The organism is Streptococcus azizii (assembly GCF_001984715.1).
GTDB lineage: Bacteria > Bacillota > Bacilli > Lactobacillales > Streptococcaceae > Streptococcus > Streptococcus azizii.
This window is the reverse complement of the sequence record NZ_MSPR01000002.1, coordinates 28,788-53,592: the sequence shown is the minus strand read 5'-3', so window position 1 is coordinate 53,592 and position 24,805 is coordinate 28,788. Positions and strand designations below refer to the sequence as shown.

Here is a 24,805-nt window from a genome sequence, read left to right as displayed (position 1 = left end):
CATAACCGCTACTTAAGTAAAGTATCATAATAAAATAATCGTTTTGAACGTTTTTAGCAAGATGATAATATGCATTTTTCTATAGGCGGAGTTTTTTGTCTAACCGTAGGTAGAGTAGAGTTCAAAAAAACGTATGAATCGTCATACGTTTTCGTTTATTATAGCACCATGCCATGGAACAATTTTTCTTTCATAGAGCGGTCATCGAGGACTGCCTGGTAAAAATGAAGGTGACTGGCACTGTAGTAAGGAATGACATAGATTCCCACAATACCAAAACTAAGGACTGTTAGGATGAGCCAACCAATAAAGGACAGGTTCAAGATAAAGCCTTTCATTTTATACCCCTTCATCAAATGGCGGCTTTCCTTAATGACGGCGAGTGGTCCAGTATAGGTGTCGTGTGCTAACTGGTCAAACAAAAGTGGTTCTACAAGGAAGTAAGCATAGACCTGTGGGAGGAAAAGGGCAAGTCCTGCTATTCCCATGATAAAGCCGACGAGCATCATCATTCCCGCAACGACGAGTAAGTCTTCTGGTAGTTGCCCTAGACCAGCTGCTAAGGCAGCCATGAAAAGCCCACCCAAGAGGATGGAAAAGCCGATGGTCGCAACCAAGCTCCAAAGAAAGAGAAAGAGTGACTTTAAGAGATAGGTAGCTAAGAGACTACCGAAACGTTGGTGATTAAATAGGCTAAAAGAATCCTTGAAACTAACACTGTCACGATAGTGGTAGATAACTTGAAAAAGGGCAAGCAAAATCGATAGGCTCATCAAATCAGCTAAAATTCCGTAGAAGAAAGGAAAAGCCGTCGATTTGATAAAGACAGAGAAGTCAAGGGAAGGTGAAGTGACTAATTCTAGGGCTAGGTTATTGGACTGTGATGAACTGATGAATTGGATGACAACACCCATGATGACAGGGATGAGAGCAAGGAGATAGGCTCCAGGAGTCTCAGCAATGGTTTGGCGTGCTTTGGCACGAATTTGTTGAATAGAAAACATAAAAACCTCCTGCCTATAGTGTAGCACAATATGAGGTGACAAGCTAGTCTTTTTTTGATAGACTAGATAGGCTTGTGGAGTTTCTTTTTGGGGAATACCTATCGTAGAGAGACCCTTTAGACAAGACAAATACCTAGGACTGTTTTTCCTAGCGGGAGGTACAAGATGACATCACCGATTCAGTATCGATTGATAAAAAAAGAAAAGCATACGGGAGCGCGTTTGGGGGAAATTGTGACGCCACACGGCACCTTTCCAACACCGATGTTTATGCCTGTTGGCACCCAAGCAACTGTCAAGACCCAGTCTCCAGAAGAACTCAAGGAAATGGGGTCGGGTATTATCTTATCCAATACCTACCACCTATGGCTGCGACCGGGCGATGAGTTGATTGCGCGTGGCGGAGGTTTGCACCAGTTCATGAACTGGAATCAGGCGATTTTGACAGATAGTGGGGGCTTTCAAGTCTATTCCTTGGCGGATAGTCGGAACATCACTGAAGAGGGTGTGACATTTAAAAACCATCTGAATGGGTCAAAAATGTTCTTATCACCTGAAAAAGCGATTGCTATTCAGAACAATCTAGGGAGCGACATCATGATGAGTTTTGATGAATGTCCGCAGTTCTATCAGCCCTATGGTTATGTCAAAAAGTCGATTGAGCGTACCAGCCGTTGGGCAGAGCGTGGCTTAAAAGTCCATCAGCGACCGCATGACCAAGGTCTCTTTGGAATCGTGCAGGGAGCTGGCTTTGAAGATTTGCGTCGTCAGTCGGCCCAGGATCTTGTCAGCATGGATTTTTCTGGTTACTCCATCGGAGGTCTAGCTGTTGGGGAGTCGCATGAAGAAATGAATGCAGTGCTTGATTTTACAACGCCTTTATTACCAGAAACGAAGCCGCGTTATCTCATGGGAGTTGGGGCACCGGATAGCTTGATTGATGGGGTAATCCGTGGAGTGGACATGTTTGATTGCGTATTGCCGACACGGATTGCTAGAAATGGTACCTGTATGACCAGCCAGGGTCGTTTGGTAGTGAAAAATGCCCAGTTTGCAGAGGATTTCACCCCTCTTGACCATGATTGTGATTGCTATACCTGTCGTCACTATACGCGGGCCTATCTTCGCCACCTTCTTAAAGCGGATGAAACCTTCGGTATCCGCCTAACCAGCTACCATAATCTTTACTTCTTGCTCAAACTGATGCGCAATGTTCGCCAAGCGATTATGGACGATAATCTCTTGGAGTTCCGTGAAGACTTTGTCGAGCGCTACGGATACAATAGCTCAAAGCGTAATTTTTAATAGACTCACTTAGTTTATACCTAAAGGTAGCCACAGCTGTCATTGACTAAAGCCGAAACAGCTGCCTATCTTTTTTCTCACATTTTTAGTCCGAACTCAGTTGACTAAGATACAAAGTCCGTGAAAAACTCAAAGTAAAAATAGGACTCTTGACGAAGTATCCTTTTGATTTTTAAAGAGTATAGGAGTCCGACCTCTTCATAATAACGGAGGGTACGAGTGCTAACACCAGATAGGCTTGCCAGTTGGCGAATCGAATACACCATATTTTTATCCCCCTTTGTTATCTATATCTTGCAAGATAGGGACGAGAAACACCGATGTTTTTCCTCCCACTTTTTATTATATAAGTTGACGTTGCGGTAATGTCAAGTCTTTTTTAAAAAAAGAACAGATGGATTTTTCCATCTGTTAGAGATATTCTAGTAATCGTTCGACAAACTGGCTAGTGCTAAGGGTAGGGACTGGGCTATCTGCTGCTAAATCGGCTGTCATTTCTAGGCCTTCTAGGGCAGTTGCAATGGCATTTTGGATGCGATTAGCGACCTCTTTCCAACCGATATAGGAAAAGAGCATGGCACCAGAAAGGAGCAAGGAGCAAGGATTAGCTATGTTTTGACCTGCAATATCTGGTGCAGTACCATGAGTGGCTTCAAAGATGGCATGCCCAGTCTGATAATTGATGTTGGCGCCGGGAGAAATGCCGATTCCTCCCACATGAGCAGCAAGGGCATCACTGGCGTAGTCACCATTGAGATTGGTGAGAACCACTACATCGAATCTTTCAGGATGAAGCAGGGCTTGTTGGAAGAAATTATCTGCAATGAGGTCATTGATACAGAGTTGCCCACTTTCTATAAAGGAACCATATTCTCTTTTAGCTAAGTCATAGCCCCAGCGCCGAAAGCCCCCTTCGGTGAATTTTTGGATATTTCCCTTGTGGACGAGGGTGACTTGGGAGAGCTTGTTTTCAAGGGCGTAATCAATCGCAGCGCGTACGATTCGCTCACTTCCTTCGACCGAAATTGGCTTGATACCGATACTGCTAGTCTTAGGAAAGCGAACCTTCGTCACCCCCATCTCGGTTTGGAGAAAATCCATCACACGTTTGACCTCTACAGTACCAGCCTCCCACTCAATGCCACTATAGATGTCCTCTGTATTTTCTCTAAAGACAGTGATACGGGTCTTTTCGGGATGTTTGAGAGGGCTATCAACTCCTTTAAAGTAGCGAATTGGTCGAACGCAGGCATAGAGATCTAGTTCTTGTCTCAAGGCGACATTGAGTGATCGGATGCCACCTCCTACAGGCGTCTCAAGCGGTCCTTTGATGGCAATGAGACAATCTTTGATACAGGTCATCGTTTGTTCTGGTAGCCAATCGCCCCTTGTATCATAGGCTTTTTTACCAGCCAGAATTTCTAGCCATTCTACCTTTCTCTGCCCTTGATAGGCTAACTCTATTGCACGGTCAAAGACAGTCTGTGCAGAGGACCAGATTTCTGGCCCTACTCCATCACCTTCAATATAAGGAATGGTGACCTGATTCGGAACGATGAGTCGCCCATTTTCTAAATAAATCTTATGAGACATAGCCTCTCCTTTCTAAGGGAATGTAGGACAGATTTTCGGGTCCGAGGTAGTGTGAACGGGGGCGGATCAGCTTGTTGAAGCGCTGCTGCTCTTGAATGTGAGCAATCCAGCCTGCTACCCGACTCATGGCAAAAATGAGGGTGAAAATGGAACTATCAATGCCTAGGACATGGTAGACCGTTGCCGAATAGAAGTCAACATTTGGAATCAAGCCCTTGGTGTGTTTCATATAGTCTTCGATTTCACGAGAGAGCTGGTACCAGACTTCTTGCTCTGTCCCCTGGGTCAGCTCCTTTGCCATCTGGCGGAGATAGCTTTCCCGAGGGTCTTGTTGTTTGTAAACACGGTGTCCAAATCCCATGATTTTTTCCTGTGAGTCTAATTTTTCTTGGAGATAGGCCTTGGTATCCCCACAGGCACGGATTTCCTGCAACATATCAAATACCCGTTCGTTCGCCCCTCCGTGGAGTGGTCCTTTCAAGGTACCGATAGCTGTTGTAACGCAGGAATAAATATCTGACAGGGTTGATGCGCAGACACGAGCCGCAAAAGTGGAGGCATTGAGTTCATGGTCAGCATGTAAAATGAAGGACTTATTGAGGGCTTGACTTTCTAGCGGAAGGGGTTCCTGTCCAGTCAGCATATAGAGGAAATTTTCTGCAAAGTCCAAATCTTTACGGGGAGCAATCGGTGTTTGCCCATTGCGTAGGCGCGCAAAAGTTGCAATAATAGTCGGAATCTTTGCCATCAGTTGAATAGATTGTTCATAGGTGGCCTCTAGGGATTGTTGTTCCGCATTGACATTATAGACTCCTAGCAAGCTGACAGTTGAGCGCAGGACGCTCATGGGATGGAGATGTTTGCGCGATTGGATGAGGATACATTGTTCTACTGCATCGCTAATGGCATAGTTTGTTCGCAATTCATCTGTAAACCTTTGGTACTCATGTGCAGTAGGTAGCCGTAGGTTCCAAAGGAGATAGATGGTTTCTTCAAAAGAAGCCTGATTGTCGATCAGCTCTGAAATATCGTAGCCAGCATAGGATAGATGGTCATTCTGAATCGAGCTGATACGGGTATGGCAGGCGATTAAATCTTTTAATCCATTGTCTTGTGTCATAGGCTTTTCTTTCTAAATTAAGATACCAAGTCTGTTAAAGACTCAGTTAAGATGTGAGGACGTCAAGAGCAAAGTAAAAATAGGAGACTGACGATGTGTTCGATGAACACAAGGCGGGCTATCCCTAAAGGGATTCTCATCTGTAATCAGCTAAAGCTGAAACAGCTGCCTATCTTTTTTACACTGCTCTTAGTCCGACCTCAATTCCATAAGATACAGGGACATTTAAAAAGCGAATATCCTTGAACGAAGTAACTCTCCACTGGATAGTTGCTTCCGTATCCGTAAGTGAACATAGTTCAAACGGATATAGCAAAATAGGAAATATGACGAGTGAAAAGCTCCAGTGGAGGTTTTCAGCCTAAAGATAGCTTTGTCTTTTTCGTACAGAGTTTAGGGCGTGTTCAGTTCATTGAGTGGGTGGATGCTGCGAGTTTTTTACGGACGACCATAGGTAAAATACCGCCGTTTTGATAGTAGCGAATATCTGCCGCAGCATCAAAGCGCAGTAAGGCTTGGAAAGAAATATCTCCATTTTCTCCATGTGCGACAATCTCCACTATTTCTTGAATATCCGGTGTCTCAGGGAGATGAATGTCATAGCGTTCAAAGCCAGTTAATCCAAGGCTATCTGCTGTTTGTCCTTCCAAAAATTGGAGAGGGGCAATCCCCATCATCACGAGGTTAGAGCGATGGATGCGTTCAAAACTTTCAGCCAATACTGCCTTGACACCTAGTAAGGCAGAACCTTTTGCAGCCCAGTCACGACTTGACCCCATACCATAATCTTTACCAGCGATAATCAAGGTTCCAACCTTTTTAGCTTGATAGGCCATGGCAGCGTCATAAATCGGGATAATCTCTCCTTCATAGGATGTGAATCCACCTACTTTTCCTTGGGCTAGTTCATTCTTGATGCGGATGTTCGCAAAGGTACCACGCATCATGACCTCGTGATTCCCTCTGCGACTACCGTAGGAATTAAAATCCATATAGTCGACCCCATGTTGGCTCAAATAGCGAGCAGCAGGACTGATACGAGCGATATTACCCGCTGGGGAAATATGATCTGTAGTGACGCTGTCTCCAAATTTTGCAAGTGGCTGGAGGTTTAGTAGCGGTTTGATGACTAGGTCCTCTTCTAAATGATTGAAATAGGGGGGATTTTGGATGTAGGTTGATTGGGGATTCCACTGAAAGCTCTTACTCTCAGTGACAGGAATTTGATTCCATTTCTTGCTGTCTGAAAAGATATGCCCATACTCTTTTTCAAAGAGACTGCGGGTGACATACTGCGCAACGTAGGTTTCAATCTCTTTGCTTGCAGGCATAATATCAGCGAGATAAATGGGTTGATGGTTGGAATCACATCCTAGGGGTTCGCTTGTCAAATCAATAGAGGTCGTTCCTGCGAGAGCATAGGCAACAACCAGTGGTGGACTAGCTAGGAAATTGGCCTTGACTAAGGGATTGATTCGCCCTTCAAAATTTCGATTGCCCGATAGGACTGCGGAAGTGAGCAAATCCTTATTTGTTATAGCTTGTGCAACTTCGGGACGGAGGTTTCCAGAATTTCCAATACAAGTCGTACAACCGTATCCCACAACTTGAAAGCCGAGGGTGTCTAGATAGGCTTGGAGACCCGAATCTTTCAAGTAGGCAGAGACAACTTTTGAACCTGGGGCAAGGGAGGTTTTAACGGTTGGTGCTACCCTCAGTCCTTTTTTGACAGCATTGCGGGCTAGCAAGCCCGCAGCCATGAGAACGTAGGGATTCGAGGTGTTGGTACAAGAAGTGATTGCAGCGATGGCTACATGACCAGTTTTGATGGGGTAATCCTGTCCTTCAATAGAAACATGTGCTATTTTGTCTAACTCCTCAGGCTCCAAGCCGAATCCTTGTGTCCCTGCTTCTCGGCTGATACTAGCTTGAAAAACTGACTTGGCTTCTGCCAGATCGATCAAGTCTTGGGGACGTTTGGGACCGGCAATACTAGGACGAATACTGGATAAATCAACAGTGATGACCTTAGTATACGTAGGTTCAGTATCTGGAGTGTAGAAAAGGTGATTGAGCTTGGCATAGTGTTCGGTGAGGGCGATATGTTCTTCGCTACGATTGGTCAAGCGCATGTAGTTTAGGGTTTCTTCGTCAATAGGGAAATAACCGCAGGTCGCGCCGTATTCCGGTGCCATATTGGCAAGGGTCGCTCTGTCTGCGAGGCTCAAGTGTGCCAGCCCCGGTCCGAAGTATTCAACGAATTTTCCAACAACCTGCTCCTGGCGTAAAATTTGTGTGATGCTGAGGGCTAAATCGGTTGCCGTTGCAATGGTGGGGAGCTGTCCTGTGAGACGGACACCAATCACTTCTGGAACGGGGAAGTAGGAAGCCTCTCCCAGCATAGCTGCTTCGGCTTCAATCCCTCCGACCCCCCAACCAAGGACGCCAATTCCATTGATCATGGTAGTATGACTATCTGTTCCAAACATGGAGTCAGGGTAGAGGAGACCATCTTTTTCGATGATGACATCGCTTAAAAATTCGATATTGACCTGATGGATAATTCCGGTTGCAGGAGGAACAGCACGGTAATTATCAAAGGATTTCTCAGCCCATTTGAGAAATTCGTAGCGTTCATTATTCCGCTGAAATTCCAGAGTGAGATTATCTTCCAATGCTGTATCGCATCCATAGGCGTCAACCTGGACACTATGGTCAATGACCAAGTCGACTGGAATTTCAGGATTGATCAATTCAGGGTTTCCCCCGCGGGTGATAATGGCTTCTCGCATGGAGGCCAGATCCACAATGACCGGTACACCAGTAAAATCTTGGAGGATGACGCGACTCGGCTTAAAAGGAATTTCTCCCTTGGGAGCCTTTGCATCATAGTTCACTAAATTTAAAATGTGATGTTTCGTGACGTCTTTTCCATCAAATGTTCTGAGCAAACTTTCGATTAAGATACGGATAGTATAGGGAAGTTCTTGAATCTCTTTGCCTTCGTGGGCAAGAACATCTTGGATATCGCAGTAGTTAAATTCACGCTGATTGAATGAACAAGTGGTCATCTTTTTCATCTGGACACCTCCGTATATTTTTCCAAATTTTAAAATAATTATACAGATACAGTCTTCGTTCGTCAATGCAAAAAAGAAAACTATGTTATATTTTATAACATAGTTTTGTAAGCGAGTATGTGAGAAGGTTTGCGGAAATATATAGATTTATATGAAAAACAATTAGCTGAAGAATAAGAAGTAGCTAGCAGCTGTCAGTCAATGGATTCTCCCTCGGAGTCAGCATCACCTGATACTCAAGTGATTGATATTAGATAGGCTTCATAGAAAAAGCCCTTATTTATTAGGTGTTTAGTCTAACAAATAGGGGCATATCATCTTATGTGGAATTTCTAGTTGGTAAGGTTGACTGTGTGCTAGGAATGACGCTTCCTTTCAAGCGGTTTATGGCTCAAAATATAACAGTTCCTTGCTGGTATCAGTAAAGACTTCAAAGCCGTTTTGGGTTACGTAGCCGCAGTCTTCAATGCGGACGCCCACCTTTTCTGGGATATAGATGCCCGGTTCGACAGAAAAGCACATGCCTTCTTCAAGGACAAGGTCGTTTCCTTCCATGATGGATGGGAACTCATGAACGTCCATGCCAATTCCATGTCCTAAGCGATGATTGAAATACTCACCGTAACCAGCTTTTTCAATGACTTGTCGAGCTGCCCGATCTACTTCCTGGGCAGTCACACCTGGTTTGATTTTTGCAAGTGCAGCCTGTTGGGCTTCGAGGGTGAGGGCATAGATGTCCTTTTGGAATTGGTCAGGTTGCCCCACTGCAACGGTTCTGGTCATATCGCTGGCATAGCCGTTTGCCATGACACCGAGATCAAAGAGAAGGAGGGCATTGTTTTCTACCCTGTGAGGGCCAGGGATACCATGGGGATTGGCGGCATTGTGACCTGTCAAGACCATGGTTTCAAAGCTCATTTCAAGCCCTTCACGTTTCATGGCAAATTCAATTTCTGCTATGATGTCGGTTTCTGTTTTGTCACCTGAAATCGCTTCAAATCCGATTTGTACAGCCTTATCTGCCCAATTTCCTGCAATGCGCATTTTTTGAATCTCATCGGCTGATTTTATCAGGCGCATACGGTTGATGATGGGAGTGAGATTATCGAAAGTTGCATGTTCAAAAACAGTTTTCAAGCCTTGGTATTTGGTGAGAATGAGATGGTCAAACTCAAGTCCGATGTGTTTGTAGTTCTTAGCGGATAGAGTGGCACTGATTTTTTTCCAAGGATTTTCTGAATCAACGTAGCCGACCACGGGAAAGTCCACTTTTTTTATTGCACGTTCAGAATCAAGTGCAGGCACAAAAAGGAGAGGCTCACTTTCTGGACTGATAAAAAGGAAGAGTTGGCGTTCGTGTGGATCGCTATAAAAGCCCGTTAGATAGTTGATCGAAACCGGATCGGAAAAAACAGCCATGTCTAAGTCAGCAGCTTGTAAATGAGACAGGAGAGTAGTGATTTTGCTCATAAAGGATACCTTCTTTCTATTTGTTTTATTGTGTCAAAAAAGGGAGAAAAAATCAAGAATTTATCGTAAAAATAAGGGGAAGAACAATAGTTAGGGTTCGATAAGAAGGTGGGAGTACGAAAGAAGGGGGAGAGTCGGTCACCTTCAATAGTTTATCCTCTCCCCCCTTTTGTTAATGGTATAAAGTACAAGAAAGAGATGGAGCGTTTCTGGTTTGCAATCATTTTCGTGCCTTTTCTCAAAACTTTTCCAAAAAATACGGGATAACTCTTGAAAGGGATTTCAAAAAGTGATACACTATAGAGAGGGTGAAAGCGAAATTTTCATAAAAAGAAGGTGAAAGGAACTTACAATTATGTTGAATACTGACGATACAGTAACTATTTATGACGTTGCTCGCGAAGCCGGTGTTTCGATGGCGACCGTCAGCCGAGTGGTGAATGGGAATAAGAATGTAAAGGAAAACACGCGTAAAAAAGTATTGGAAGTGATTGATCGTTTGGACTATCGGCCAAATGCTGTGGCGCGTGGCTTGGCCAGCAAGAAAACCACGACAGTTGGGGTTGTGATTCCAAATATCGCCAATGCCTATTTTGCAACCTTGGCTAAAGGAATTGATGACATAGCCGATATGTATAAGTACAATATTGTCCTTGCAAACAGTGATGAAAATGATGAAAAAGAAATTAATGTCATCAATACCCTATTTTCAAAACAGGTTGACGGTATTATTTTTATGGGGTATCATTTGACAGATAAAATTCGTGCAGAGTTTTCTCGGTCTCGGACACCGATTGTCCTTGCAGGAACAGTTGACTTGGAACATCAATTACCGAGTGTCAATATTGATTATGCAAAAGCAAGCAAGGATGCGGTAGATTTGCTAGCTAAAAACAATAAAAAAATTGCTTTCGTATCAGGTCCATTAGTGGATGACATCAACGGGAAGGTCCGCTTCACAGGCTATAAAGAAGGTTTGAAAGCAAATGGCTTACCTTTTAACGAAGGGCTTGTCTTTGAATCGAAATACAAGTATGAGGAAGGCTATGCGCTTGCCGATCGTATCTTGAATGGTGGTGCGACAGCAGCATACGTGGCAGAAGATGAAATTGCGGTCGGATTATTGAACGGGGTTGTAAATAAGGGAATCAGGGTTCCAGAGGACTTTGAGATTGTGACGAGCGATGATTCATTAGTCACCAAATTTACCAACCCGAACTTGACCTCTATTAGTCAACCTTTGTATGATATTGGTGCGATTGCGATGCGGATGCTAACTAAGATTATGCATAAGGAAGAATTGGATACGCGCGAAGTCATCTTGAATCATGGCATTAAAGAGCGTCAATCAACAAAATAGCAAATAGGAGAAGCTAGGCACAGATGTCTGGCTTTTTTCTCATATGTTTAGGCCGAACTTAGTTGGCTAGGTGGAATATCCTTGGCTCGAAATCCATTCATCTGGCTTTGGCTTTACCTTATGTATGACATCCCTCAAAGGTTTTTCCCGTCAAACGTCTACAGTTTAGGAATATAGAAAAAGGGATTGTATGGTATAATAATGGCATGAAAGTGCTATTGTATTTAGAAGGAAAGACAGTTTTAGAAAAATCAGGTATCGGGCGTGCTCTCTATCATCAGATGGAGGCACTCGACTTGGCAGGGATTCCTTATACGACTGATTTATTAGGTGATTACGATGTGGTCCATATCAATACCTATGGACCGCGCAGTTGGCTCTTGTTGCAGGCAGCTAAGCGCCGCGGGAAAAAGGTCATTTTGCACGGACATTCGACCATGGAGGATTTTCGTAATTCCTTTATTGGCTCTAACCTCCTAGCTCCTCTTGTAGGCAAGTATCTGGCAAGTATGTACCAGCAGGCTGACTTTGTGATTACGCCGTCTGACTACTCCAAAAAATTGATTCAAGGCTATGGTGTGACAACTCCGATTGTCGCTGTTTCAAATGGGATCGATCTGGATAAATACCAAAAAGATCCGCGCAAGGAAGCTATTTTTCGTGAACATTTCGGGCTTGCAGCCGATCAGCCTGTGGTGGTTTGTGCAGGACTGTACTTCCGTCGCAAGGGGATTGAGGAGTTTGTGCAGGTAGCAGAGCGCATGCCTCATATTCGCTTTATCTGGCTAGGTAGTGTCAATAAATGGATTATTCCGTCCTATATTCGTAAGATTGTCAATGGGGATCATCCAGAAAATGTGAGCTTTCCTGGTTATTTCAAGGGTGCCGTTTTTCAGGGAGCTATGAGCGGTGCGGATGCTTTCTTCTTTCCCTCCTATGAAGAAACCGAAGGAATCGTTGTCCTAGAAGCCCTTGCTAGTCACCAGCAAGTGGTCCTACGTGATATTCCAGTCTACGAGGGCTGGATAGATGAGAATAGTGCTGAACTGGGACAGAATGTCGATGACTTTGTAGCGTCTATCCAGAAAATTTTGGATAGACAAGTGGATAAGAGGGAGGCTGGCTACCAGGTGGCAGCAAGTCGCTCGCTCGATAAGGTATCCTACCAGTTGGCGGATGCTTATCGTCAAGTAATGGAGTTATAGATGAGAATTGGACTATTTACAGATACGTATTTCCCACAGGTATCAGGGGTCGCAACTTCGATTAAGACCCTCAAGATGGAACTTGAAAAACAAGGACACCGTGTCTTTATCTTTACCACAACAGACAAGGATGTCAATCGCTACGAGGATTTGGATATTATCCGGATTCCAAGTGTCCCCTTCTTTGCTTTTAAGGATCGGCGTGTTGCCTATCGCGGCTTTACTGACGCTCTAAAGATTGCAGGCCGCTATAATCTAGACATCATCCATACCCAGACAGAATTCTCCTTAGGTATACTGGGAAAAATGATTGCGCGGGAATTGGATATCCCAGTTGTTCATACCTACCACACTCAGTATGAGGATTACGTTCGCTATATTGCCAAGGGAAAGCTGATTCGTCCAGGTATGGTCAAATACTTGGTGCGTGCCTTTTTGAGCGATTTGGACGGTGTGATTTGTCCCAGTGAAATTGTGGAAAACCTCCTCACAGAATACAATATCCTCATTTCAAAACGGGTCATTCCGACCGGGATAGAGTTAGCTAAATTTGAACGTCCAGAAATTACAACAGAGACGACCGCTGAATTGCGGGAACAACTGGGAGTCCAGCCAGATGAAACCATGTTGCTTAGCCTATCGCGAATCTCTTATGAAAAAAACATTCAGGCCATTATTGCAGCTATGCCACGTATTCTAGCAGAAAATGAACAGGTCAAGCTGGTGATTGCAGGTGGTGGTCCCTATGCCCAGGACTTGGAGCAACAGATTCGAGAGCTAGGGTTAGAAGACCGAATCGTGATGACTGGTATGATTGCACCGAGTGAAACGGCTCTCTATTATAAGGCGGCGGATTTCTTTATTTCGGCTTCAACCAGCGAAACGCAGGGCTTGACCTATCTGGAAAGCCTTGCTTCTGGGACGCCTATTATTGCAGAGTGGAATCCTTATTTGGAAAATCTTGTATCTGACAAGATGTTCGGGACCCTGTATCGGCATGAGGCGGAATTGGCTGATGCTGTGCTAGATGCCATTTTACTCACTCCTATGATGAGCCCGCACCAGCTAGCCAAAAAATTGTATGAAATTTCCGCAGAAAACTTTGGTCGCAGGGTCTATGAATACTATCTAGATTTAAAAATTTCCTATGACTTTAGACGGGAACATATCAAGGAGGATAGCACTGCTGAAAGCATCTTGAAGGAAGCGATAGGCTTGCCTAGACGTGCCTTTGTCAAATCGTCTGATACAACAGCAGCCATCTTTAAAAAGTCAGTTGAGCAGGTCAAGTCAATCCGTACTTATTTTGAGGATTGAGTCGATTGATTCAGAGGTGATGGAAGGAGATATGTTCAGAAAAAGAATAGTTTGCCCCTGTTTTAGAAAGGGTTCAAAAATCTTGTACCTTAGGATAAATCAAGCTGTCCCGCCTTCTGTGAGGTGAAAGGAGTGGACGTATCAAGATGAATTGTGGAGGAGAAATCTTCAAAGATTTCCTTCAACAGTTTAATGACCGTTGAAGGAGCCTCTAACGATTGACACGAGTTGCTCTCGGCTCATTTCCAACCTCCATGGTCTAGGAGACTAATGGAGCAAGTACTAAAAGCAGACGAAAAGATTATAATAGAAATAGGTGGAATGGTCATCGATTGATTTTCCCTCAGCTTCTTTTTATCTGTCCAGTATGATTCGCTGTGCGTTTCGCTGTTTCTAGAAAAAATCAGGATAAATACTTGAATTTTCCCTTAAAGGTGCTATAATAGCAATCAGAGACAAGTCTGTTAGGAACTTTTTTTAAGAGAGTGCGTGGTTGCTGCAAACGCATAAAAAGCCTAACGAGATACTCCTCTTTCGCATTTTTATGAAAACATAAAAGGGTGGTCCCCTTATCGCCAAACATGAGGTTTATGACGTTTTGTCATAGATAAATGAAGGTGGAACCACGTTGCGACGTCCTTTTTAAGGATGTCGTTTTATTTTTAAAAAAGGAAACTATTTTATGGATATTATTGATCTCAGCTCTAAACAAATCGAGCAACTGGCAGATCATCTAGAAAGCTATGACAATCATTTTATTCCACCTTCCAGCTCAGGAAGAGTTTCCATTGGTATCAGCGATGAGAGTGGATATCTAATCGCAGGGCTTGATGCTACGATGACTGCTTTTCATATCCTCTATGTTTCAACGGTTTTTGTCCATGAACAGTATCGTCGTCAGGGATTTGGGCGTCGGCTGATGGAGGAGATAGAAGTTCGTGCAAAGGCACTTGGAGCGCATACAATTAGACTAGATACCTTTGGCTGGCAAGGACCAGTGTTCTATGCTGCACTGGGTTACCAAGAAGTCGGGCATTACCACCATCTCAAAGACAACTATTCTGAGCATTTTTTTGTCAAGTATATATAATTTTTGAATGGTATCATCAAATGATAAAGGATTTTAAAATAGAGAAGGAGAAATAACATGATCCAAATTACTTTTCCAGATGGTGCAGTGCGCCAATTTGAATCTGGTGTGACAACTGTTGAGATTGCAGAGTCTATCAGCAAATCTCTTGCAAAGAAGGCACTTGCTGGTAAACTAAACGGCAGATTGATCGACACGACCCGTGCGATTACAGAGGATGGGGCACTTGAGATTGTCACCCCAGATCATGACGACGCGCTTGACATCTTGCGCCACTCAGCTGCCCATCTATTTGCACAGGCAGCCCGTCGCCATTTCCCGGATATTCACCTAGGTGTCGGTCCTGCTATCCAAGATGGTTTCTACTACGATACTGATAATGAAGCTGGTCAGATTTCAAATGAGGACTTGACCGTCATTGAAGAGGAGATGAGGAAAATCGTAAAGGAGAATTTCCCCAGCATTCGCGAGGAAGTATCCAAAGATGAAGCGCGTGAGATTTTCAAACACGATCCGTATAAATTGGAACTGATTGAAGAACATTCTGAAGATGAAGGTGGTTTGACCATTTACCGCCAAGGCGAATATGTGGATCTTTGCCGTGGTCCTCATGTGCCGTCAACAGGGCGTATCCAGGTCTTTCAATTACTCAATGTGGCAGGTGCTTACTGGCGTGGAAATAGTGATAATGCCATGATGCAACGGGTCTATGGCACAGCCTGGTTTGATAAGAAGGATTTGAAGAACTACATTCAGATGCGAGAGGAAGCCAAGGAACGTGACCACAGAAAACTTGGTAAGGAGCTTGATTTATTTATGATTAGCCAGGAAGTCGGACAAGGTCTGCCGTTCTGGTTGCCAAACGGTGCGACGATCCGCCGTACCTTGGAGCGCTACATCACTGATAAGGAATTGGCATCAGGCTACCAGCATGTCTATACTCCACCGCTTGCTTCTGTCGAGTTGTATAAGACTTCTGGTCACTGGGAGCATTATTCAGAAGACATGTTCCCGCCGATGGATATGGGAGACGGAGAAGAGTTTGTCCTTCGTCCGATGAATTGTCCCCACCATATACAAGTCTATAAGAATCATGTGCGTTCCTACCGTGAATTGCCAGTTCGTATCGCTGAACTTGGCATGATGCACCGCTATGAGAAATCAGGAGCCCTTTCCGGTCTCCAGCGAGTGCGTGAAATGACTTTGAACGATGGTCATATCTTCGTTGCACCAGAGCAGATCCAAGAAGAATTTAAGCGGGCACTCCAGTTGATTATCGATGTCTATGAGGATTTCAACTTGACGGACTACCGTTTCCGTCTATCTTATCGTGATCCAGCAGATAAGCATAAATATTATGATAATGATGACATGTGGGAAAATGCTCAAGCTATGCTAAAAGCAGCTATGGATGACATGGATTTGGATTACTTTGAGGCAGAAGGAGAAGCAGCCTTCTACGGTCCTAAATTGGATATTCAAGTGAAAACCGCTCTTGGAAATGAAGAGACCTTATCAACAATCCAATTAGACTTCTTGTTGCCAGAGCGCTTTGATCTCCACTATATTGGAGCTGACGGGGAGGAACACCGTCCTGTCATGATTCACCGAGGGGTGATTTCAACCATGGAACGCTTTACTGCTATCCTAATTGAAACCTATAAAGGAGCCTTTCCGACATGGCTTGCACCGACCCAAGTAACGGTGATTCCAGTTTCTAATGAAAAGCATGTAGACTATGCTTGGGAAGTGGCAAAAGAATTGCAAAACCATGGTGTGCGCGCTGTTGTTGATGAGCGAAACGAAAAGATGCAGTATAAGATTCGCCAAAGTCAAACGGGTAAGATTCCATATCAGTTGATTGTCGGGGACAAGGAGGTAGAAGACCATGCAGTCAATGTCCGCCGTTACGGACATAAGGAAACCCAAACGGTTGGTCTAGCAGCCTTTACCGAGCAAATCCTCGCAGACATTGCTAATTATTCACGAGTGAAACAAGATACAAAGCCCGTATAAAACTCAAAGCGCACTCTGTTTGAAGAAACAATCCACTGGATTATTTCTTCTGTATCTGTAAAGCGGATATAGCCTGCAACAGCTACGATAAAATAGGGAGAAAGGTATGTGGCAGATTCTAGCAAAGCGTCACTGGGATTTCACACCAGAAGGACTGACAGAACGCTATCGTGTGGCAGCCCAGCTTCTGACCCTCAAGGCACAGGGCTGGGCTGATGATAGCTTAGGCAGGGCAGTCGCTACACAATTAGACTTGGGTGACAGTCGGATTGGCTCTCCCTTGTTTTTCATGCTTTGGCGGTTAGAGAAGCATTTCAAATCTCCCAGACAGCTCTTGAGCTTGTTGGTTGCACTAGTCGATATGTCAGAGGATGTCACAGGAGAAGTAGCAGAGAATCAAGCACTAGTGGCGCGGTTTCATCCAACTCTTGCTCCCCATGATTCCTTTTGGTGGGAACTTTCCCAGTTGGTCAATCAAGCCTTTCCCGAGCAGACTATGAGCCAAGAGGACCTACTTGCACGACAACTGCACCAACTCCACTATGTGATTTCTAGCCAGCAGGCAGAGTATGTCCGACAGCAGTTTAAACGAGTGGGTGAGACAGATCGTCAGGCTCTGGCTCGTTATCTACGGAAAATCTATCCTTGGTGGTACTGGAAGAAGGACTATAGTATTGGAAGTTCTGCGCGATTGCACAACAAACTCAGGTTTGAAAAGGGGAAGAAAATGTATCCGTCAGGCTATTCTTCCTTTAATATCAAGATTCTGATTCATTTTCACACAGAGTTTATCCTTGATAGCCGAGGGAATTTTCTCAATGAACTAGATGCGCAAGAGGTAACCGAGATTGGCATCGTCAACGGAGCTAGTTTCAACTATGGTAGGGCAGGTAAACGCCACTGGAATTTAGATGTTGATCCTGTAGATCCTCATGACCCCGCCTTTCGCAATCAGGCAACCAAAGGCTTTCGTGCCCCGAATCGGAGTGGACGAATGGACGCGGATTATGACCACAGCTACTTTAATCCGCAGGGACTATACGCAGAAAAAGGTCTCTCCAATTACCAACAGACCAAGCTGGTTGTGCGGGATTTTAAAAGGTTACTGTGGAAAAAGTCCTTGTAAATCGGGATGAAATCCTATAAAATCAGTCTATATAGAATGTTGCGAGGTGGTAGAATGGATGTCAAATCATTTGTCCATGCGGTTTTGACACAGGACGAGGGACGGCTGAGAACCTTTTTTGCGGATAATGCTACGATTCGCTGGCACTGCACCAATGAGTGCTTTTCCGTGGATGACTACATTCGGGCTAATTGTGACTACCCCGGGGATTGGGACGGGGAAATCGAACGAATGGAAGAAATGGGAGATACGATTATCCTTGTTACCCGTATCTTTCCTGTGGACAAATCATTTTCTGTTCACGCTGTGAGCTTTCTCAAAATACAAGAGAAGTTGATTGTTGAGCTGGATGAGTATTGGGCAGATAACGGAGACATCCCTGACTGGAGAAAAGCTATGAGCTTAGGCAGACCGATTGGTAAATGATGAAAACCGCTGAAGAGATGCAGTTCTTCAGCGGTTTTTTCGGCTAGGTAGGATGTGCTCTATCTTTTAAAACCGTAGTAGATTGTTTCAAGAAAATAGTCAGAATAGTTGGTGATCACTAATGAAGATGAAAAAGCACACAAAAGAAATATAAAAATATTACAAAAAATATTGACAGAAAAAATCATCTATATTAAAATATAGATATATTTCAAAAAATAGGAGGGGAAATCTTTGAAAAGAAGAAAAGTAAGTGATTTTGTATCCTTCATACCTGGTGTGAATCCAACGAGAATTGAAAAACAATATGATATAAAAGAATTGATTTATTATGACCAGGCTGCATTTGAACAAGATTATCACTATACCGAAGGGCTGGCTGACGAAAATGTCAGTGAGACTGATTCAGATATTGTAACGCTACAAAAGGGAGACGTCGTTATTAGTAATTCTCTACAAAAAGCGGCAATGGTGGGTTTCTCCAATGCCGGGAAAATTCTGTCGCTTAATTTTACAAAGCTGGAGTTCAAGTCGGAAGCTCTTGATAAACACTACTTTCTTTATCTATTTAATAGTTATCGAGATGTCCAACGTCAGAAAGAGCGAGAGCTTCAAGGTGGTACAATCTTGCGCATTCCGATGAAATCATTGAATCAATTAGTGGTTCCGATTGTAGAGATAGAAGAGCAAATCAAAATAGGAAGTGCCTATCGTGAAGTTATAACCTTGAAGGCACGCTGGAATCAATGCGGAGAGTTATTGGAATGTTTCGCCAGTCAGGTGTTTGAAGAATATCTAAAGGAGAATTAAGATGAAGAAAAGTCAGGAGGAGTTGGCATTTGAGAAAGAGGTCATTGAGTATTTGACTCAAATAGGTGGTGTGAAGCAGTGGGAATATAAGAAAGAAATAAAGACTACAGAGGATCTATGGGCGAATTTCAAACGTATTTTAGAGCAAAACAACAGTGCCCGTCTAGAGGCACCGCTGACAGAGACAGAATTTAATCAAGTCAAGAAAGAGATTTCAAGTCTAGAGACCCCTTATAAAGCAGGTCAATTCCTTTATGGGGTGAATGGATCGTCACAAATTGAAGTGGATTTGGATAATGGGCAACATGTATTTCTCACGATTTTTGATCAAGAGCAGGTTGGTGGGGGCAATACCGTTTATCAAGTGGTCAATCAAATTCAACGTCCCAAAGTAGTAGACGGTAAGTCCGATCGTCGTTTTGATGTAACCTTACTCATCAATGGTCTGCCCCTGATTCAAATTGAACTAAAAAAAGCGCTTCATAGCGCAACGGAATCGTTACATCAAATGGAGCAGTATATTGCAGAGAAGCAGTATAGCGGGATTTTTTCCACCCTGCAAATTCTTATTGCCATGACACCTTATGAGATCCGGTATATGGCGAATACAACCTTGGATAACTTCAATCAAGCCTTTGCTTTCCATTGGCAAAATGAGGAAGACGCTCGTCGTGTGAGGGGGTGGAAGGAGTTTGCGGACAAGGTATTATCCATTCCCATGGCACATGAATTATCCACTCGCTATATGGTGCTTGATGGTACCAAAAATAAGGAAAGTCTTAAGGTAATGCGTCCGTATCAGGTTTATGCAACCAAACGAGTTCTTGATAAGGTGCGATCCTTTGGTTTTCAATATGGTGACGGTAAGCTAGGCTATATTTGGCATACAACAGGTTCAGGAAAAACCATTACTAGTTTTAAAACAGCATGGTTGGCAAGTCGCTTGTCTAATGTCGATAAAGTTATCTTTTTGGTCGATCGGATTGCTCTGACGAATCAAACGGTGGATGCTTATCAAGCCTATGATCCTGTATCTAGTTTTGAAGGAAAGACAGGTGTTGTCAGCGATACAGCCAACATATCCGACCTACATCGGAAGTTGACGAAAAAAAGTGATAAGAATATCATTGTGACCAGTATCCAAAAAATGTCGCGTTATGTTGCCAAAGAGAGCTTCAAGCCTGTCTCTGATCATATCTTATTTATTGTGGACGAAGCCCATCGTTCAACTGGAGATGGCAGTGAAAATGAAGGAATGTTAGAATCTATCCGCAGGGCTTTCCCGCAGTCTGCTTGGGTAGGATATACAGGAACTCCCAAATTTCCTGAAACGCCGACTATTTTTGGGGAGCTTCTACATGCCTACACGATTAAAGAAGCGATTGCCGATAAGAATGTATTAGGGTTTAATGTAGAATTTAAAGAGACGATTGAAGCTCCTGAAAATCCAACTGAGGAAGAAATCGATGACCGAATTCGTGCAAGTGTCTATGATGATAGTGTTGAACATGTTGACTTAGTTGTAAAAGATATTTTTGAGAATTGGAAGGAACGCTCGAATGATCGTAGATACAATGCTTTATTTACGGTGCATGTCGGAGGAACAAAAGCCAGCATTCCTCGAGCAATGGAGTATTTTGATAAGTTTGTCGAAATCAATAAAACAAAGAGTGAGGGAGACAAATTAAAAGTAGCGATTAGTTTTTCAGCAGATACCTCAAATGGAGCCAATCAGTTAAAAACAAATGAGAATCTTCATCGTGCCATCAAGACCTACAATCAGCTATTTGGCACGACTTTTGATATGACTAGTGTCAAGCAGTATGCAGAGGATGTAGCGCGAAGGTTAAATAAAACAGCAGACGATGGCAAGTATCTAGATCTTGTAATCGTCGTCGATCAGTTGCTGACAGGTTTTGATGCTCCAGAGTTGAATACCTTATATATAGATCGAACCTTAAAAGGTGGAAATCTCATTCAGGCCTACTCTCGTACCAATCGTATGCACAATCTAATTGACAAACCATGGGGAAGGGTTGTGAATTACCGTTGGCCAAAGCAAAATGAATATGAGATGAATAAAGCGTTTGCCATTTACTCTAACCGTTCTTCAGCAGACGAGCAACTATCCTTGGAAGAGTTGAAGAAGGGAAATGAAGAGGCGAGCATCATTTCTAAACCGTTTAGTACTGTCCAAGTAGAGATGCAAGCTGTAGTAAAACGCTTATCGGAATTGACAGATGATTTTATCCAGTTACCTCCAAGTGAAAGGGCACAAGATAAGCTCTTTGAGGAGTTGAAAGAGTATAATCGCTTACTGAGCCAGTTGAAGCAATATACAGAAGATGACCAAGGCCAGAAGATTTCTGTTTATGACAATCCAGAAGAATTTTATAGTCAAATCGGGATTACAGAAGACCAAGAAATCATACTGACGACTGTTCTGGCTAGAGAATTAAAAGAAAGCCGAGCAAAACGAGAGGATATTGACATTTCCCAAGTCAATCTAGCTATGGTTCATATCCATAATGTAACGATTAACTATGATTACTTGGTGGATTTAATTGCCCAAATGGCAGATGAAATTCATGATGAACAGATGGATAAAGCCTGCCATACACGCGAAGCCATTCGATTTGAGATTGCAAAATCGGATAATGAGAAAGAAAGAAGTAAGGTGTCTCATTTTGTTGAGAAGATATTTGATAAAACCTTTGTCTTTGATGCCTATCCAGCCCCTCGTGATGTTGAAAAGATGAATCAAGCGATGGAGAGAGTTCAAAAAGAGAGCCATCTGAAGTTGATAACTGCCTTTATTCGCAAGTGGGGCTTGGACAATAGTACAAATCCTCGGGAACTAATAAAATTGATTGGTAAGCATCAGTTCGCCCAAGAGGATATGGATAAACAAGGAGAGATTACTGCTATTATGAATGAAGCACGAGCGGATTATAAGGAGATTGCTGAAGAGAGTGTGAGCCAGTTATCGTGGGTAAAGTATCGTAAAGAGTTGCGGATAGCACTTTATGAGTTGGCAGATATGATTAAGAGGCAAGAGTAATTTATATTTATATGTAACGACATGTAAATGGAATTGAAATGAAAAAATATACAAAGGATAGTAAGATGACAAAAATAGGTTTTTTATTTGGAGCAGGCGCTGAAATATCATACGGAATGCCAACAGGTGGGAAATTTGCCTTAGATATTTTTAGAAGAGATACAACAAGTGCCAAACAAGTATTTAGAGATAATAGAAGCAGGATAGATCTTGGTTCAAGATATGCATCAAGCTGGTTGCCAGAGGGATTCAATAATAAAAATGTAGGTTCCTTTGGTGATTCGGTATATGAGAATATAGTAAAAAGTACTATAGGTAACAATAGAGATGACATTATAAACAGAATAAATAATTTTGATGATATCGCTAATGCGGTACTTGATAATATGGGGATTAATCAAGATGATTTTAAAAAGGCTGTAAAGGATGATTTAGGGATAAGTTTTGGTGATATAACTGTTAATCAAAGATTAAGTTATAATAAGCATTTGAAAGATGGAGATAAACTCTTTAAAAGTGAATTTTTTGCAGTTTTATTGAGATATTATGAAATTTTTGAATTTTCATCTATTCATAAAGAATTTTTTGGAAAAATCTTGAAGTCTATTTTTCAGCTACATATAGGTGCATTAAGTGAAACCTTATCACGGAATCTTCAAGAAAGCATTTTGGACCGTCATGATTTAGAGTTAGATTTTTTTGATGATTTAGGTGGAAATTTATCTGTTAATTATCAAATGGCGGGAGTTAGGGGGCTAGAATTATTAGCAAGTAATAAACCAACAGGCTTATTACAAATTATCGAATTTTCATTCGGCATATTAGAGAAAATATATGTTGATGTGTTAGATTATAAATCTATTATTGATAAAAACTGGCACTATTTATATATCCCTAAAAAAGAGTGGGGAAAATTTTGTAAAATAAGTATTTTTTTACATTCTGTTAGAGAATATATTGAAACTGAGTGTAAGTATGATAAAAATAACGATGGATATTATGATGATTTAAATGCTCAAAAACAATTTGATGTATGTACAGTAGCTACTTCAAATTATGTGAACTCCCTTATTGAAAGTAAATTACCTAAATTGAATATTACATTTTTAAATGGTAGTGTAAGTGAGTACTATAATCCGTATATGAATTCTATTGTTTCTAAGGAAGAATTTAAGAAAATGAAGCAATTTGCAGTCCCTATGATATTTACTCAAAGTGGTACTAAACCCATGACATCTATAGATATGTCAATCAAATATGTAGAATATTATAATAATCTTAAAGAGGCTGATTTTATTTGTTCTATAGGATTTGGATTTAATATAGATGATGAGCATATAAACGGAATAATTAGAAATTTAATTGAAAATAGTTCTAAAAAGCTTGTAGTTATAGATATAGCGAATGGAAAATCTGAATATGAAAGAAAAACAGAATTAGCAAAAAAGCTAAAAATTACTGATTCTAGTAACATTAAGATGGTAATTGTAGATAACAATAGGAGCATTAATGGTTTGAATTGGACGGAGTACATTGTTTCAGAAGAGTTTTTAGAAGGGATTGAGTGATGATAAGTAAATTACAAAATATTCCAAATTATCGCTTTAAAGGCTTCACAGATGCTTGGGAACAGCGGAAGTTGGGGGATATATATTACAAGATAGGAAATGCCTTTGTTGGTACTGTGACACCATATTATGTTGAAAAGGGACATTTTTATTTAGAATCAAATAATGTGAAAAATGGACAAATCAATTATGATACAGAAGTATTTATCAATGATGAGTTTTATGAAAAACAAAAAGATAAGTGGTTAAAGGCTGGAGACTTGGTAATGGTGCAATCTGGTCATGTGGGACATACTGCTGTAATACCACAATCATTAAATAATTTAGCAGCGCATGCGCTTATCATGTTTAGGAGTCCTAGAGTGCCAATCAATTCTTATTTCTTAAATTATCAATTTCAAACCGATACTCTAAAAAAGAAAATAGACAATATAACAACAGGTAATACAATTAAGCATATCCTCGCTTCAGATATGCGAGGATTTATTGTAAAAATTAGTTCGTATAACGAGCAGTCGAAGATTGCACATTTCTTCTCCACCCTTGATACCCTTATCACCCTTCATCAGCGTGAGTGTGACCGCTTGAGTGATGTAAAACGAATTTTTTTACAAAAAATGTTTCCGAAAAATGGTGAAGCAACACCAGAATTCCGTTTTGACGGATTCACTGACGCTTGGGAACAGCGGAAGTTGGGGGATATAGGGAACACTTTTACAGGTTTAAGTGGTAAGACTAAGGAAGATTTTGGACATGGAGAAGCTAAATTTATTACATATATAAATGTATTTAATAATCCTATTGCTAATCCTAGAATGCTTGAAAATATTGAGATTGATCCGAGACAAAATGAAGTAAAGTATGGAGATGTATTTTTTACAACATCGTCAGAAACACCAGAAGAAGTTGGAATGTCTTCAGTATGGCTTGAAAATGATAGAAATATTTATCTTAATAGTTTTTGTTTTGGTTATCGTCCGGCTATAAAAGTAGATAATCATTATCTTGCATTTATGCTACGGTCTAGTTCAATAAGAGAGAAAATGATTCTTCTAGCACAGGGAATTTCAAGATACAATATTTCAAAAAATCAAGTAATGAAGATAGCAGTATCAACACCTACTTTGGAAGAACAAATCGCTATCGGCTCCTTCTTCTCCACCCTTGATACCCTCATCACCCTTCATCAGCGTCAGTATGAATTGCTAAAAAATATGAAAAAATCGCTCTTAAAACAAATGTTTATCTAAGGAA

The 24,805-nt window shown here is 42.0% G+C and carries 18 protein-coding genes and 1 other annotated feature; of the genes, 12 read left to right on the top strand and 6 right to left on the bottom strand.

What is annotated here, in order from left to right:
* Positions 1-158: 158 nt before the first annotated feature.
* Complete coding sequence (locus tag BVE84_RS01525; RefSeq protein ID WP_076995322.1) at positions 159-1,004, bottom strand: DUF975 family protein; 846 nt, start codon at positions 1,002-1,004, stop codon at positions 159-161.
* 165 nt (positions 1,005-1,169) lie between these two features.
* Here BVE84_RS01525 and tgt point away from each other — a divergent pair, with 165 nt between their 5' ends.
* Positions 1,170-2,309, top strand: coding sequence for a tRNA guanosine(34) transglycosylase Tgt (gene tgt / locus BVE84_RS01520; RefSeq protein ID WP_076995321.1), 1,140 nt, complete (start codon positions 1,170-1,172; stop codon positions 2,307-2,309).
* 104 nt (positions 2,310-2,413) lie between these two features.
* On the opposite strand, the gene BVE84_RS10995 is transcribed toward tgt, so the two are convergent.
* The 5 genes from BVE84_RS10995 to BVE84_RS01495 form a co-directional block, all read right to left on the bottom strand.
* Positions 2,414-2,575 (bottom strand): MerR family DNA-binding transcriptional regulator, encoded by a 162-nt coding sequence (locus BVE84_RS10995; protein WP_083708186.1) that lies wholly within the window; start codon positions 2,573-2,575, stop codon positions 2,414-2,416.
* Between the two features lie 145 nt (positions 2,576-2,720).
* Positions 2,721-3,902: an NADP-dependent isocitrate dehydrogenase gene (gene icd / locus BVE84_RS01510; RefSeq protein WP_076995320.1), complete on the bottom strand. Its 1,182-nt coding sequence runs from the start codon at positions 3,900-3,902 to the stop codon at positions 2,721-2,723.
* A complete protein-coding gene (locus tag BVE84_RS01505; protein ID WP_076995319.1) occupies positions 3,892-5,022 on the bottom strand; it encodes a citrate synthase in 1,131 nt (376 codons plus the stop codon). Before BVE84_RS01505 ends, icd begins: the two co-directional genes overlap by 11 nt.
* 404 nt (positions 5,023-5,426) lie before the next feature.
* The gene (acnA, locus tag BVE84_RS01500) at positions 5,427-8,102 is read right to left on the bottom strand and encodes an aconitate hydratase AcnA (RefSeq protein WP_076995318.1); all 2,676 of its coding nucleotides are present in this window, start codon (positions 8,100-8,102) and stop codon (positions 5,427-5,429) included.
* A gap of 384 nt (positions 8,103-8,486) precedes the next feature.
* Positions 8,487-9,572 (bottom strand): M24 family metallopeptidase, encoded by a 1,086-nt coding sequence (locus BVE84_RS01495; protein WP_076995317.1) that lies wholly within the window; start codon positions 9,570-9,572, stop codon positions 8,487-8,489.
* Between the two features lie 358 nt (positions 9,573-9,930).
* Here BVE84_RS01495 and ccpA point away from each other — a divergent pair, with 358 nt between their 5' ends.
* The 11 genes from ccpA to BVE84_RS01440 all read left to right on the top strand — a co-directional run bounded on the left by ccpA (position 9,931) and on the right by BVE84_RS01440 (position 24,801).
* A complete protein-coding gene (gene ccpA, locus BVE84_RS01490) occupies positions 9,931-10,932 on the top strand; it encodes a catabolite control protein A (RefSeq protein ID WP_076995482.1) in 1,002 nt (333 codons plus the stop codon).
* 206 nt (positions 10,933-11,138) lie between these two features.
* Complete coding sequence (locus tag BVE84_RS01485; RefSeq protein ID WP_076995316.1) at positions 11,139-12,137, top strand: LTA glycolipid anchor biosynthesis glycosyltransferase, IagA/BgsA family; 999 nt, start codon at positions 11,139-11,141, stop codon at positions 12,135-12,137.
* Complete coding sequence (locus BVE84_RS01480; RefSeq protein WP_076995315.1) at positions 12,138-13,454, top strand: glycosyltransferase family 4 protein; 1,317 nt, start codon at positions 12,138-12,140, stop codon at positions 13,452-13,454.
* 439 nt (positions 13,455-13,893) lie between these two features.
* Positions 13,894-14,098 (top strand) — a binding site (T-box leader).
* 38 nt (positions 14,099-14,136) lie between these two features.
* On the top strand, positions 14,137-14,544 hold the full coding sequence (locus BVE84_RS01475; protein ID WP_076995314.1) for a GNAT family N-acetyltransferase: 408 nt from the start codon (positions 14,137-14,139) through the stop codon (positions 14,542-14,544).
* Between the two features lie 57 nt (positions 14,545-14,601).
* Positions 14,602-16,560 (top strand): threonine--tRNA ligase, encoded by a 1,959-nt coding sequence (gene thrS / locus BVE84_RS01470; protein ID WP_076995313.1) that lies wholly within the window; start codon positions 14,602-14,604, stop codon positions 16,558-16,560.
* A gap of 106 nt (positions 16,561-16,666) precedes the next feature.
* The gene (locus tag BVE84_RS01465) at positions 16,667-17,686 is read left to right on the top strand and encodes a DUF3114 domain-containing protein (protein WP_076995312.1); all 1,020 of its coding nucleotides are present in this window, start codon (positions 16,667-16,669) and stop codon (positions 17,684-17,686) included.
* Positions 17,687-17,740: 54 nt separating this feature from the next.
* Positions 17,741-18,112: a nuclear transport factor 2-like protein gene (locus BVE84_RS01460; protein ID WP_076995311.1), complete on the top strand. Its 372-nt coding sequence runs from the start codon at positions 17,741-17,743 to the stop codon at positions 18,110-18,112.
* A 234-nt stretch (positions 18,113-18,346) separates the two neighbouring features.
* Positions 18,347-18,922: a restriction endonuclease subunit S gene (locus tag BVE84_RS01455; protein ID WP_076995310.1), complete on the top strand. Its 576-nt coding sequence runs from the start codon at positions 18,347-18,349 to the stop codon at positions 18,920-18,922.
* A 1-nt stretch (position 18,923) separates the two neighbouring features.
* Complete coding sequence (locus BVE84_RS01450; protein WP_076995309.1) at positions 18,924-21,983, top strand: type I restriction endonuclease subunit R; 3,060 nt, start codon at positions 18,924-18,926, stop codon at positions 21,981-21,983.
* A gap of 65 nt (positions 21,984-22,048) precedes the next feature.
* Positions 22,049-23,551 carry a hypothetical protein gene (locus BVE84_RS11080; RefSeq protein ID WP_076995481.1) on the top strand — a complete coding sequence of 501 codons (1,503 nt, stop codon included), beginning with the start codon at positions 22,049-22,051 and terminating at the stop codon, positions 23,549-23,551.
* Positions 23,551-24,801 (top strand): restriction endonuclease subunit S, encoded by a 1,251-nt coding sequence (locus tag BVE84_RS01440; protein ID WP_076995308.1) that lies wholly within the window; start codon positions 23,551-23,553, stop codon positions 24,799-24,801. The genes BVE84_RS11080 and BVE84_RS01440 overlap by 1 nt, the downstream gene beginning before the upstream one ends.
* Positions 24,802-24,805: the final 4 nt, after the last annotated feature.